Consider the following 13,432-nt stretch of genomic DNA (forward strand, 5'->3'; position numbering starts at 1 on the left):
TGAACTGACCTGATTTTTAGTACCACCCTAGAAGAGAGGATTTTTGATAATCTTCACCTTAAAGGAGTGCTAAATATGGCAAAAGGTCAGCGTCTTAAACCCGAGCAAATCGTCACCTTATTGCGTCAAATCGATGTTTTAACCACCAATGGCAAAACCCTAGCCCAGGCTTGTAAAGAAGTGGGTACGGTTGAGCAAAGCTATTACCGTTGGCGCAAGATCTACGGCGGTATGAAAGTCGATCAGGCTCGTAAGTACAAAGATCTAGAGCTAGAAAATACCCGCTTAAAGAAGCTTGTTGCCGATCTCTCCTTGCGCGAGGTCATGCTTAAGGAAGTCATTAAGGGAAACTTCTAAGCCCTGCTAAACGCAAAACAGCTGCTCAGGTGTTGATGAATAAATACTCAACATCAGAGCGCTTAGCTTGTGAATTAGTGGGGCTATCCAGAGCAGCTTATCGTTATATGCCACTGCCTAAAGATGACGAAGAGCCCCTACGGGCTGAAGTCATCCGTATGGCGAGCACCTATGGCCGATATGGTTATCGATTTATTGCTGGGATGATGCGTAATGCCGGCTGGGGACAAGCTACGACAAGCAAGGTAGCTCGTATCTGGCGGCAAGAGGGTCTGAAGATCCCACAAAAGCAACCTCCTAGAGGTAGGCTCTGGTTTAACGATGGCAGTTGTATGCGGCTTCGAGCCAACTATCCCAATCATGTTTGGAGTTATGACTTTGTGTTCATTAGAGATGCGTATGGTGGCAAGATCCGGATGCTCACCCTGATTGATGAGTTCACTAGAAAGTGTTTAACGATCCACTGCGCTAGAAGAATTGGATCGATCCAGGTGATTGAACAACTGGCCAACGCCATGATTGACAACGGTATCCCGCAATATATTCGATCGGACAATGGCCCAGAATTTATTGCTAAAGAGCTACGTAGTTGGTTATCTGGGGTTGGAGTGAAAACCGCTTACATTGAACCGGGTAGTCCTTGGGAGAATGGCTTTTGTGAAAGCTTTAATGGCACCTTCAGAGACAATTTATTAGATGGAGAAATCTTCTATAGCCTAAAAGAAGCCCAGATCATCGTGGGGGAGTGGGTCAAGCACTATAACCAAGTCAGGCCTCATAGCGCTTTAGGTTACAGACCACCAGCACCTCAAACCCAAGTGCCCAAAATAATCCAGAATCAACCCATGTTGCTGCAATGATTTACTATAGAAAAACTCTCTTTGGTATTGGACCTAAATTGACAGCAGTTCACGCTGATGATGATGGAAAGCGAATTCTTAAAATGAATAAACGAAGGGTTGAGCTAACCTTCAATGAAATCTACTTCCAAAGTGTTACTCATAGCAAGTTGGCAATTGATGAGTTTGGAGACGAGGTTTCTCTTGATTACAGATATGTGACCCCTATGCGTTCAGACTACGGAACAAGAATTGCCCAAAAAATGAAACCTCTTGAGGCGGAGGTCATGAAGGCTATAAATAAGCTGGAATGGCCGTCAAAAAATGAGATACAAAATGAGATGGGTGGTAAATCCACCAAACTTAAAACGGTTATAGATTCGTTGATTACAAGAGGTGATTTAGAAGAAGCCCATCTTCCGCCAACAGAAAAAAGGAAAGGTAGAAAAACTTATATAGCAATTAAATCGGATGATATGGGAGCTTCCAATGATTGAGAATATTGAGTCAACTTACTGGATTCTCTTAGAGAAAATTCTAGTAATCCAGAAAGAATACTTTCTTCCTTCTTTCTGTCATGGAAGTGGATTGAAACCCAATAATCCAGTTTGCACTAGTAATCCAGAACTAACATTTGGGGAGCATTCAGCATGACTCGCACAAAAGAATCCCCTATACAACAAGCACCCATAACGATAGTTGAGGATGCTACCCCTCGTATTAATCTTGCAACTAGCGATGATGTCAGGCGTGAAATGGCAAAAGTCTATAGGGAGTCTAGGGTTGGAAAAATAGCCACTTCAGAAGCGACTCGATTAGTTTATATGCTCACACAGATACTTAAAGCCCATGAGGTATATGTTTTAGAGCAGAAGCTCCTAGCCCTCGAATTAGCCCATCTGGAGGTAAATAGATGACCCTTAAAAGTCGACTACAAAAGCTGTCCGATAAGCTAAAGCCTGTAACAACCAAAATCTTCTATATGGGTTGGGCAGACTGCACATGGACTCAATCTGAAGGCCTTGTTAGGCAGGCTAACGAATCTAAAGAAGACTTCTGCAACAGGGTCTACCAAACTACTAAGAAACAGTACCTTTGGTTTGATTAGGCCCAAAGAAATATCATCGCAGCATTCATCCGGATGTAATCATCTTATTCTGTTCAGTCCAATAAGATAATCTACAAATTTTTGCTTCAATAAAAAATTAAGAGCGTCTCTTGCAAAAAAAATTAATTGATATAAAACTACCACATAGTTTTCTTAGCATTTCGTTCTAAAATTTAAATTTCAGAAAATATCTTTCAAAGATTTTGAAGCTTATTGGGGCGATTGCCAATGAAATTGAAAGATATGCCAGCAAGGTAATCTCATCCGAAATTTTAAAAAATATGCTATTCAATTTAGCTAGTATTGAATGCCAAACATAAATTCCATAACAATAAAATCCGGACCAACTAAAGAATGAAAAACATCTAGCTAAATTACTGGACCCCCCTTTTTCATCAAGGCCCAGTAAAGTCAAAACAATTAGCATTGCCACTACAGAACCAATACCCATAGGAAGTACGATGCCAAACGAAGATGCAATTTTAGAGATAAAACCCCAGTCCCAGAAAAATCCTCCAGTAATACCATGGGTATCTAGTATTTTTCTTAATACGCCGCCAAAGCCTAGGTTTTGCATTTCCCAGACAATGAATATGAAAGAAAAAATAAGGGCTACTTTAACAATTGATGCATAACGAAACTTTAAAGGCTTAATAAAGGCCACAGAAAAACCAAAAATAAAAAGTCCAATATTGCTAAATAGTGTCCTTGGCTGTATGGCCATATCTCCTGATTTCATGGCCCACCAGCCACTAAATAAAAAAGCAAATATGAACAATGGCAATAGTAGAAATCTTGCTTTAAAGAAAATTATCGGCATTAAAAAAATTGCAAATAAATAAAAATGGAGTTCTGTAGCTACTGACCACAACGGTCCAGATAGAGACATGTCATTGAAGTGAGAAATAAATAAAAACTGCTTAATAACAGAGGTTGGAACATCTTCAGCAATAAAAGATGCAATTAAGCCAATAATGAGGGCTAAATAAGCTAATGGCAAAATCCTAAGTGCTCTATTAAGTAAAAATTTTACGTACCCTTTATAACTAGGAGAATAGTGTTGCTGTAGAAAGCTTTTGGCTATTAAATAGCCGCTGATAGAAAAGAAAATCCATACCCAAAAAGCACCATTTATGTAGATTGGTAAGCCACCTATCCTCAAAACTGTATTTTCAGATATTGAATGCCCCCAAATAACACCCAAACAAGCAATGCCACGCATGACATCTATTGAATTGCTGAGGCTAGGTGTAATAGCGTAAGTAGAATTATTCAAAAGATTCCAGCCAAATTAAAACAGGCAATAAGTGATAAGCAGACTTCTTATCTAAATTCTAACTAAAAATGCGATTTCGCCAGCCTCCCAAGGTGATAGCACCTCCTCGATATTTCATATCAACCCCTTCAGCACCCACTTAAAGATTTACTCAATGTAAGCCTTGTGAGACCAATTGTGGAAACAAATAGAAAAAGAGGTAATTAAGCCCTTTGATAAAGAATCAATATCTATCAAGTTAATAAACTTTCGAAATCTATACATTTCCCAAACTAATTTTGGTCCCCTGATGGTCCCCCAAGTAGGGTATAAATACTCCTAGGTACGAGTACCGAGTATTAGAGCGCTGTTAAAAGCATTAGTTTATATGAATTTTTGGCCTGCCCAGCACGATTCGAACGTGCGACCTACGCCTTAGAAGGGCGTTGCTCTATCCAGCTGAGCTATGGGCAGAATATATAAATCAATAAGTTGCAAGCAACTATGAACGCAAGAGTCTCGGATTGGTCCCTTTTTGGTCCCCGAGGTAAACAATGGCGTCACTTCAAAAGCGAAATGGCTCTTACCGAGTCCGCATTAAGCGAGTCGGTCAAAACACCCTTTCCAAGACATTTTACAACCGTTTAGAGGCGGTGCAATGGGCTAAGCAAACAGAGGCTGAGCTGAGGTTGGGGCTGTATGTGGAACCAGATGGACCCGCAAAGCCTAGCTCTGAGGTGCTATTTGAGCGGGCAGCCATACACTATATGAAGACCCACTCTATTCACAAGAAAATAGTCCGTTGTGAAACATCCCGCCTACGCATTCTCATTAAACGCTGGGGACATTTACCAGTTGAGCAAGTAAATAAATTGGCGGTTCTTGCCTTGAGAGATGACCTACTCAAACTAGGCCGCTCTGGGGAGACTATCAACCACTACTTCAATACCATCTCAAAGCTCTTCCAAATGCTAGAGGGTGACTGGGACTTACCCATACCAAATCCCACCAAAGGGATTAAGAGAATGCCAGCTCCACAAGGCAGAACTAAAAGAGTTTATGGGCAAGTTGAAAAAATACTGATCTCAACCTGTAATGAATTGGGATACAGTCTTTTGCGTTCCATCATTGAATTTGCTATTGCCACAGGTATGAGACGTGGAGAATTGATGGGCTTACATTGGACCGACATTGATATTCCTAACCGAAGAGCTTATTTGCATACCACTAAGAATGGGGAGCCACGCAAAGTTCCTCTGACCTTGGATGCAATAGCTATCTTGGAGTCGTTAATGGCAATGGGTACAAAAGAGGTATTTCCGATGAGTATGAGTGTGCTTCGTAATCAATTTGAAAAAGTGAGGGTCAAGGCACAAGAGGCTTGGTCAGAGGTGGGAAACAATCCATTTGATGGTCTACGTTTCCATGACTTACGGCATGAGGCATTGAGCCGCTTATCTGATTTAGGTCTTAACGTTATTGAGTTATCCCATATTAGCGGGCATAAAACCGTAGCAATGCTCAATCGCTATACCCATCCATCGCATGAAGCCATCCTCAAAAGACTGGATGCTGCTGAAAAAATATCCGTGAAAACATGATTGACCTTGCTATAGTTCTTCCCACCATAGACCATCTGTTATCAATGAAGGATTCGCCAAATTTAACATTATTCCTGTAACTCATTGAATTTATTGATATTTACTGAAATTTATTGGAGTTTTCTTCACATAATGGAGGGAAGCTGGGATGCCGATATATGGTGTTTTTGGCTTCTCAGTTCTTTTGCTGAAATCTCCAGAAGGTACTCAAGAACTCATCATGCTGGGAATCTTGGGACTGATTCTTCATATAGGTGAGATCAAGCTGACCACTCGGGTAGTAGACTGGCTCAAAGTCAGTTTTAAATTGCTCGGGATCTTTAAGCTGTGGAATTGAACCTAATACCGCCTCATAGGCTTCATGCATGGCAAGTTCTAATACAGGTAGGTGATGTTCTTGGCATATGAATGAGTCATGGACAGGTAAACAAAGAATCTCTTGGCCTAACAATCTCATCATCACCATTTCTGCAATTTGGGAATCAACAAACTGATATCGCAGGCCAAACCCTTTACCCTTAATTTCCTTAATAATCGGATGCTTTTTAATCACACTTGCCTCTAGCTGGGCAGTATTCATTTCCATAATTTTAATTTGCCGACTATTGAGCTTAAAGTTGCCCCTATCATCGTTAATCATGGCATTGATATAGGTTTTAATGACTTTTCTTTTAGATTTATATGGCTCAATGTTCTTGTTATATTCCCTCCCCTCATAACGAAGTCCTAAGTCATATAAGTCACCCTCTGGCAATGGCAAATTAGCATCCCGATACATCATTCTGGGGTGCAACTCTGAATAATCCACCTCCACGGTGGGCAAGCCATTGATTGTGATATATCTTCGGTATTCACTAGGGATAAATTGCCACCAGCCACCGTAAAAGCGACCCCCTTTTTGAAAGCTTCCTCTGGAAAAGATTCGTCTTAATTGAACATGGAGATAGTTAAATATCCGTGGCTTCTTTTTGTTGTCCCCAAAAGCCCAGTCAAGTTGATATTTATTATTTGTCATCCTCTTTATTAAACCTTCATCAAGATGATGCCTATCAATGGATAAGCAAAGCGCATGTTGAACAATGAATCTGTTATAAAACTCAAGATTCTTGCGCCACCTACGAATATCGTTATTGTCTTTAAAGATGCATTGAGTTTTTGATTTGGTTTTAGGATCAAAATTCTTGAGGACGATTACATCTTGATTTTTAGGGGTAATCTTTCTCCATACATATTTGATCCGTTCAAATTCCTCAAGGAGTCCACCTACAGCCTTAATAGTCGTTGGAATATTCTCCCCATTCCTATTTTTGAAGCCTCTTTTACGCTCAATCCATCCCAAAGATTCTAGGGCATCCAATATCCTTAAAACAGCTGTATGACTAAATTCATTCAATTGGTGAGGCTTACTCCCATATGCACCATCGCTTGTTGGGACAGAAAGTCTGCATTGCTGGTGTCTACTTCCGAATACCTGATAAAGACCCTCAATGATTGAGCGTGCAGCAAATTCATGTGCAATCTGCATTTTTAATTGGGGCTTATTCTGAATTACTAATCTACTCTGCAACCTCTCAATAACCATGGATATCTTGTCATCAAAAAAACTATCTTCTGGCATATGAATATGCTTCAAATGCAAGTTATACGTTTTATTTTTCCAAGCTGTATTAGTCATGAGTTGAATTAAGACATAACTACCTCATGAGATCAATGGGAATAGAACGGGTACAAAATGGGAATACAACTAGGGCGATATGTATGGGGCTATTTTTCAACATCCATAGGGTAGCGTTTTAAGCGGCAAAGATATATCCAAAAATAGCTAAACATCGTAATAACGACTACCTCTTGGTTTCAATCATTCCAAGACTAATTGCTAGTTGCTCTAGGAACTTAATATAGGCATTAGTGTCCACAGATCGTTGACGTTCTTCTTTGGTGCAGCCTTTACCTTGGAAGTTCCAATGGTCAGATCCTTTTGGTGATAGACCCCCATGTAGTCTGCATCGTCCATTGAACATCCCATGCTTTTGGCAATGGGCATCCTTACCCCTGAGCTTAGCTCCACACAACATTCTTAGGTCTCTTGGGTGGATTAGTTATAGCCAGCTCTTGGATACGCTGTCTAATCTGCCCTCTAGTGAGGATTTTAGGATTTCTGGGTAGAGCTTTAATCCGCTCTTGGATTTGCTCTCTGGTGAGATATGTTTTCATGACTAGCTTCCGAAGGTTGTTACAGCTAATATTTTATCTACTTTCTCACCCACTTCCAATCATGAATTGCTTCAAGTCTTTTAATCCGCTCTACAGAAAGCTTATTTTGAGATTTGGTAGACCGTACTTTGCTACACCAGCCTCCCAAAGGGTAGCCATCATCAGTTTTATATCTATTTGGAACGTCCGAGCTATTCATTTTTTGAACATATTTCAAAAGCTCATTAAAACCCTTTTCCCATATATCATTTTTGACATCCCACGACCATTCTGGAAGAGACTCCAATTTTTTTACTCTATCCACAGGAAGTTTATCCTTCCAGTTTCTTTGTGTAATTACCCATTTCCCTAAAGGATAATTGCTAGTTAAATCATAAGATTTTGGAACCAAAGATGTTCCATTTATTTTGACATATTTTTCTAACTCGGAAAAGCCAATCTCCCATTTATCGCTTTTCGCATTCCATGACCAACCTTTTACAAGTTGTAACTTAGAAATTCTATCTATGCTTAATTTGCCTTGTTTATATCTAGCCCTTTGAGTTCCAGCCCACATAAAAAGGTTTGTACCATTTAAAAGCATTAAGTCTTGAGGTATTTGCAATATTTCTTGATTTTGTTTTTCCGATAACTCTCTCAAGCTTAAAAAATTATCCTCCCAGCTATCATTTATAAAGTCCCAAGACCAGCCGTTCAAAGATTCTAATCTTCTAATTCGCTCTTCGCTAAGCTCAAGTTTTCTTACCCTTTGACCGCTAACCCAGTCCATGACTTTTTTCTCAAAATCAGATTCGTATTTACTAGGATTACGGGCAGTACCCTTAAGTTTTACGTATTCTTCAAGAATTTTAAACTTTGCTTCCCAAAGTTCATCCTTTGGATCCCATGACCAAGCTTTAATAAGCTCAAGTCTTGCTATCTTCTCAGCATTCAATTTACCAGAGCTATATAATCTCCTTTGACTAATCACCCAGTCTCTAAGGTTAAAAGTATTGAACTCTCGTTCATAGAATGTTAACTGACCCTTCTCCTCAATATATTTTTCAAGTAGCCCATACCAAAATTCCCATGAGGCAGTAACCTGCTCTACTAAATATGTACTAATTTCTTCGCCAAATTTTTTATCAATATCTACTGGCAAGTCAATAGTAATTTTTGAAAAAACATTCGGTGAGATCTTGCCTCCGCCTTTGCGTCCCAACTCTGTTCTGATTTCATTTAGCTCATCTGCCAATACATCATCATGTGACTTTAGGGCATTCAACACATCCCAAATAGGCTTAAAGTTACCCTCCTCTAGGGCTTGTTCTGGATCGTCACTATTGGCTATAAAGACTGGAAGGATAATAGTTCCAGCCTTCTTGTTCTCACTTAAACGAATCGCCCTCCCAACGGCTTGAATGATGTCAATCTGACTGCTTCTTGGATCTATGAATGCCACACCATCCAAAGATGGCACATCGACACCTTCTGATAAGCATCTTGCATTAGTTAGCAGACCCCTTTGGTCGTCCTTGAGGCTCTTTAATTGAGATAGCTTTCGCCTTCTTTTATCTGTAGGCATCTCGCCAGAGACAAAGTCAGATTTCAACTCACCACTTGGCTTATGCTTTTCATCAATCCAGCCAAGAACCTTATGAATATTCTGTGAGAAATCTTCAGCACGGCTAACCCTGCTATGAAAGCTAATTAACCTATGGAGGTCATAGTCTTTAATCGCCTTTAAAAGCCCGACCTGAGCAGCCAGAGACTCAGCATCCATTTCAATGTCACAGTCTGCCTTTAGTAGCTCCTTGTTCTCAATCCACGCTGAAATAGTTGGATCATCAACCCCAATAATGACTACCCGATAGTCAGTTAATAGACCTCGTTTGATCGCCTCACCAAAGCTCAGAGCAAATAACTGCTTTCCAAAGATTGCCTCATCATCCATTCCAACAACTTCAACACCACGATCCTCAGCAGCCTTCTTAACGCTGGAGGAGTAGGTTCTGGGAGTGGCGGTAGTGAATAGCCTCTTCTTAGCCCTAATCTTTTCTTCATCCAAGATGGTTGAGAAGTCACCTGATACCTTGCCAGCACAACGGTGAGCTTCATCAGCAATAGCTAAATCAAATGCAGGAACGGCTTTGTCTGATTGCGCTTCAGCAATGAGTGGTGACGATTGGTATGTTGAGAGGATCACCTTCTTGCCAGACCCATTAAGGAACGCTGTGATCTCGCCAGCATTAGAGGTAACTGGGAATGCAAGATCGGCAATGGAATGAACCGCTTCATCTGAACCTCTCCTACCTACGGATTCATCAGAACATACGCAAAGAACCTGAAACTCTTCATTGGCAGCCAATGTCCATTCATGTAGGGTCTGGGAAAGCAAACCAAGCGAAGGCAGGAGAACAAGCGTTGAATCAACACCGAGCTTTTCTTTAATCCACAGGGTTGTAAACGTCTTCCCAGTACCACAGGCCATGATCAGCTGACCACGATCTACATCCTTAAAGTTTAAAGCTACCGCATCTATAGCTTCAATTTGGTGTTCCCTTGGCTTAGGCTTCTCTTTTCGCTTTGCCTTTGGCAGATCATCTAGATTGGCTGGGTATTCAATGTCCGCATCTTCAAAATGGGATAGCAGGAAGCGAGTGACAGGCTTATCTTGAGCATCACAGACTTGTTTGGCATTAGGTCCAATTAAGTCTGTAGTGGCAATTAGCAGCCTTTTATCAATTCCATCTCTATTAGACTCACTAATGAAGGAATCAACATCGGCTTTAGTGATTGAGGTAGTGGCTGCATAACACTTAGCCTGAACAGCCCAGTTCTCACCATTTTTATGTTTAAAGACTAGATCAATACCGCAGTCACGACCCCAGCTATCTGGATATTCATCCCAAAGCCAAACCTGATCCACTTGGGTAGACCATTCAGGATCATTCTTGAGAAACCATTTAACAAAATGCTCAAACTGCTTTCCACGCTTACCATAATCAGGATCAAGGCTTAGGAGAAATTCATTAAATGTTGCCATCTACTTAATTGGAGGGGTCTTGCCCTAAAAACAATTCGTCACCGAACCCGCAGTTGTGCATGTCATCATTTTGTTATTTGGAAGCATATAGGTCCGAGTTTGCATAGGAGCAACTGGAGGTTGCAAAGGGGCAAGTCCATTTGCCTGTCTATAGGCATCTGCGGGACTCTGACCACTTGTCATCCTTTGACCCATATCCATTAACTTCATAGATGCATCAATTCTTCTTTGCTTATCAGCTTTATCATATGCTTGTTTTTGCTCAAGAAACTGCGCTTGGTTTTGTTGTGCTTGCTGACGGGCCTGATCAATTTGCAATCTACAAGAAGCATACTCAGGGGATTTAGGCTTAAAACCATACTTAATACAAGTTGCCCCGTCTGGATCTGCACCTGCGACAGCTGTATCTTTTCTCTCCATCAACTCCAAAACACAATTACCAAAAGATTCAGTTTTTCTCTTAAATCCCATATCAGAGCATGAAGCTTCTTCGGATGACGTAATGCTATTAGATTCCTGTATTTTCTTTGAATTAGGTCCAGAGCTTCCATTTACACAAGCATCAAGCTGGTCTTTAGTTGCTGAGTTACCTAGCTTTTCAAGACATTCAAAACGAGAAGGGCCAGCGTAAGAAAACTCTACGAAAGCCAGAAAACAGATGTTAACCAAAAATACTATTTTGAAAGTTGAAGTACGCATTTTGCATAACCCTCAGTTCCAGATTTAAATCCCAAATCTGCACATTGTGCTTTAGCAGCATCAATACTCATACTTGTATTACGCATATTTTGCGGAGCGGGATTGGCTGTCTGCGGTGCAGGAGCAGAGTAATTTTGTGGTGGTGCGGAACCTGAATACCCTGCCTTTCTAGCGTATGCAGAACACCACCCACTAGCACTTACATTTTTACCTGCGAATAGCGGGCAACCACCATATGAGGATCCTATGGAGCCTTGATATAAGGCACAGTTATAACATCCTTGATCTGTTGAAAACTTAGCATATTTTGCCCTATCAACATTCATCGCATTTTCTTTGTAGCCCAAAGCGTTTGCATTTATATCAGACTCAGAGAGCATTACTTGAGAATTGACATTTTTACTTAGGCAAGTTCCAAGCAGAGAAATTGAATAAATCGTAAAAAATCTTCTATTAATAATCACAGGATAGCCATCTTGTTACTTAGTAAATTTTAGTACGCAATTACCAAATTGCTCAGTACCTTGCTTGAATCCTAAATCAACGCATTTTGATTTAGCTTGTTCAATAGATAATAATGTTGTTACGGGAGGTTTTTGTACGGGGCTTGCAGGGGGTGCTGAATAACTTTGCATACCGTTACATTGATATTTCCAATAAGTAGTGCCTGCAAGCGGATTATCGGGCCTTGATTTTGTGGGTTGTCCTTTTAATCCACCATAGGAGGAGCAATTTTGCGAAGCTCTCTGCTCAACCTGAGGATAGCCAGTACCAGAAAAAGCAGCTAACTCACCAACATAACCATTGCTAGAAGAGGGTCCCTTCCATATCGCTCCAAACGTATTATGGTCTTGGATTCCCGAAATATACCCAGCACAGCCAAGCAAGGGTATTTGAATCAAAAGAATTGAGGCAAAGGAAGCAAGTCTTTTCATTTTTTAGTATTACCTTTTTTTAAACGATACCATTTTTTGCCTTCCAAATGTCCAAAATACTGTGCAAGACAAATATGGGACTCCTAAGCTTAATTTAGGGGTACGGGTACGGTGGGGTCTGGGTTCTAGGAAATCAGCAAGGGGTACCCCTTAATGCTAATCTGAGGATTACTTAATGGAAATGGACTATGGACTGGAATCTTACAAACAAGCAGAAAGATCAACTGCTAGAGTTATTGAATAGCTTAGGCAGCCATTCTGTCTATCCAGTCGCTTACGTTAAGGACAAACTTATTGGCTGTGGTGTGCCAGTAAAAATTAATGAAATTGATAATGAACTACTCATAGGCTCTATAAGAGTAAAAGAAATTGATCCTGAATTTGGAAAGCCGGGAATCTACCCTTCCCACATCCTACAAGCTGCTATAGATGACCATGGTTATAGGGATGAAATAGTCTCAGAAATGACTGGGCGAGGATTCTACTTCCGTGATTGCCTAGAGCAACTAGCATTTAAATGGGGTATCCGAAAAAACTACCTGTGAATATGGACAAGCAAATGATTCGCCCCTGACCAGAGAACGAACTTATTAATAATTTGGTCCCCGTTTGGTCCCCTAGTTTTAAAAAATTATTGTATAAACAGGTTTGGTACCGAGATTCTGTAATTTTAGAGCGGGCAACCTATTGATTTTGATGGTTCAAGGCGAAGCCGAACAGTCCTGATAGCCTTAGAAGGGCGTTGCTCTATCCAGCTGAGCTATGGGCAGTTATATGCTGGGTGTAACTAGAACAATAAGGGAAAGTGGTCGGAGTACAAGGATTCGAACCTTGGACCCCCTGCTCCCAAAGCAGGTGCGCTACCAGGCTGCGCTACACTCCGACGGAATCAATATTCTACACTGAGATGACCTACAGGGGCAAATACTGTAAGATTCGGGGCATGGAAGCCTTATTTTTAAGCAAATTCAGAAAGCAACTCAGGGGCTTCCTTGCCCTCAGTTTTCTGCTTGCCAGCTTACTGGGCACCCACTGGATTGGCTTTGCTCACGGCATTGCTCACTCCGGAATCCATCACCAAAATATTGAATTAAGTTGCACAGACCAAGCGCCAGCCCTTGGCCATAGTTTTTCTAGTTGTCATTTGCTTGATGCACTCACACTTGCTGGCTTTGTTGCCTCAACTCCAAACTTATTCCTTGGCACCAACCTCTTTCATGAGATGCAATTGGTATCCAATGATTCTTCACTAGCTCAAACTCAAATTGGGCTTTATCAATCTAGAGCTCCACCTAGCTTCATTCTGTAATTCATCATCACGCCAGGCTAATGCTTGGCCTACCGATTTATTCAATGCATCCACCTTACTAGGTGCATTTTTCAGAATGAAGGCTTTACT

12 protein-coding genes and 2 tRNA genes are annotated in these 13,432 nt (G+C 40.9%); 6 read left to right on the plus strand and 8 right to left on the minus strand.

Annotation, left to right across the window (positions count from 1 at the left end; genetic code table 11):
* Positions 1-75: 75 nt before the first annotated feature.
* From ICN22_RS09345 to ICN22_RS09355, 3 genes are all read left to right on the plus strand, one after another.
* Positions 76-1,217 (plus strand): IS3 family transposase gene (locus ICN22_RS09345; protein WP_216169371.1). Its coding sequence is split into 2 segments (ribosomal slippage): positions 76-343 and positions 343-1,217, totalling 1,143 coding nucleotides; the frame shifts between segments, so codons are not numbered across the junction.
* 38 nt (positions 1,218-1,255) lie between these two features.
* Positions 1,256-1,693: a hypothetical protein gene (locus ICN22_RS09350; RefSeq protein ID WP_216170492.1), complete on the plus strand. Its 438-nt coding sequence runs from the start codon at positions 1,256-1,258 to the stop codon at positions 1,691-1,693.
* A 153-nt stretch (positions 1,694-1,846) separates the two neighbouring features.
* Positions 1,847-2,113: a hypothetical protein gene (locus tag ICN22_RS09355; protein WP_216170493.1), complete on the plus strand. Its 267-nt coding sequence runs from the start codon at positions 1,847-1,849 to the stop codon at positions 2,111-2,113.
* 357 nt (positions 2,114-2,470) lie between these two features.
* Here the strand turns inward: ICN22_RS09355 and ICN22_RS09360 are convergent, their stop codons facing one another.
* Both ICN22_RS09360 and ICN22_RS09365 read right to left on the minus strand, forming a co-directional pair.
* The gene (locus ICN22_RS09360; RefSeq protein WP_216170495.1) at positions 2,471-3,580 is read right to left on the minus strand and encodes an acyltransferase family protein; all 1,110 of its coding nucleotides are present in this window, start codon (positions 3,578-3,580) and stop codon (positions 2,471-2,473) included.
* A gap of 376 nt (positions 3,581-3,956) precedes the next feature.
* Positions 3,957-4,033 (minus strand) — tRNA-Arg (locus tag ICN22_RS09365).
* A gap of 80 nt (positions 4,034-4,113) precedes the next feature.
* On the opposite strand from ICN22_RS09365, the gene ICN22_RS09370 reads away from it, so the two are divergent.
* Complete coding sequence (locus tag ICN22_RS09370; RefSeq protein ID WP_216170497.1) at positions 4,114-5,160, plus strand: site-specific integrase; 1,047 nt, start codon at positions 4,114-4,116, stop codon at positions 5,158-5,160.
* A 175-nt stretch (positions 5,161-5,335) separates the two neighbouring features.
* Here ICN22_RS09370 and ICN22_RS09375 read toward each other — a convergent pair whose 3' ends face one another.
* From ICN22_RS09375 to ICN22_RS09395, 5 genes are all read right to left on the minus strand, one after another.
* Positions 5,336-6,835: a hypothetical protein gene (locus tag ICN22_RS09375; protein WP_216170499.1), complete on the minus strand. Its 1,500-nt coding sequence runs from the start codon at positions 6,833-6,835 to the stop codon at positions 5,336-5,338.
* Between the two features lie 576 nt (positions 6,836-7,411).
* Entirely contained in the window at positions 7,412-10,399 is a 2,988-nt protein-coding gene (locus tag ICN22_RS09380) for a DEAD/DEAH box helicase (RefSeq protein WP_216170501.1), read from the minus strand.
* Positions 10,400-10,423: 24 nt separating this feature from the next.
* A complete protein-coding gene (locus ICN22_RS09385; RefSeq protein ID WP_216170503.1) occupies positions 10,424-11,098 on the minus strand; it encodes a hypothetical protein in 675 nt (224 codons plus the stop codon).
* Complete coding sequence (locus ICN22_RS09390; RefSeq protein ID WP_216170505.1) at positions 11,074-11,562, minus strand: high-potential iron-sulfur protein; 489 nt, start codon at positions 11,560-11,562, stop codon at positions 11,074-11,076. The genes ICN22_RS09385 and ICN22_RS09390 overlap by 25 nt, the downstream gene beginning before the upstream one ends.
* Before the next feature lie 15 nt (positions 11,563-11,577).
* Complete coding sequence (locus tag ICN22_RS09395) at positions 11,578-12,033, minus strand: hypothetical protein (protein ID WP_216170507.1); 456 nt, start codon at positions 12,031-12,033, stop codon at positions 11,578-11,580.
* A gap of 188 nt (positions 12,034-12,221) precedes the next feature.
* Here ICN22_RS09395 and ICN22_RS09400 point away from each other — a divergent pair, with 188 nt between their 5' ends.
* Complete coding sequence (locus tag ICN22_RS09400; RefSeq protein ID WP_216170509.1) at positions 12,222-12,578, plus strand: hypothetical protein; 357 nt, start codon at positions 12,222-12,224, stop codon at positions 12,576-12,578.
* A gap of 261 nt (positions 12,579-12,839) precedes the next feature.
* Here ICN22_RS09400 and ICN22_RS09405 read toward each other — a convergent pair.
* Positions 12,840-12,916: transfer RNA gene (locus ICN22_RS09405), tRNA-Pro, on the minus strand.
* A 60-nt stretch (positions 12,917-12,976) separates the two neighbouring features.
* On the opposite strand from ICN22_RS09405, the gene ICN22_RS09410 reads away from it, so the two are divergent.
* A complete protein-coding gene (locus tag ICN22_RS09410; RefSeq protein ID WP_216170511.1) occupies positions 12,977-13,342 on the plus strand; it encodes a hypothetical protein in 366 nt (121 codons plus the stop codon).
* The last annotated feature ends 90 nt before the right edge of the window (positions 13,343-13,432 follow it).

Source organism: Polynucleobacter bastaniensis (assembly GCF_018882205.1).
Lineage (GTDB): Bacteria > Pseudomonadota > Gammaproteobacteria > Burkholderiales > Burkholderiaceae > Polynucleobacter > Polynucleobacter bastaniensis.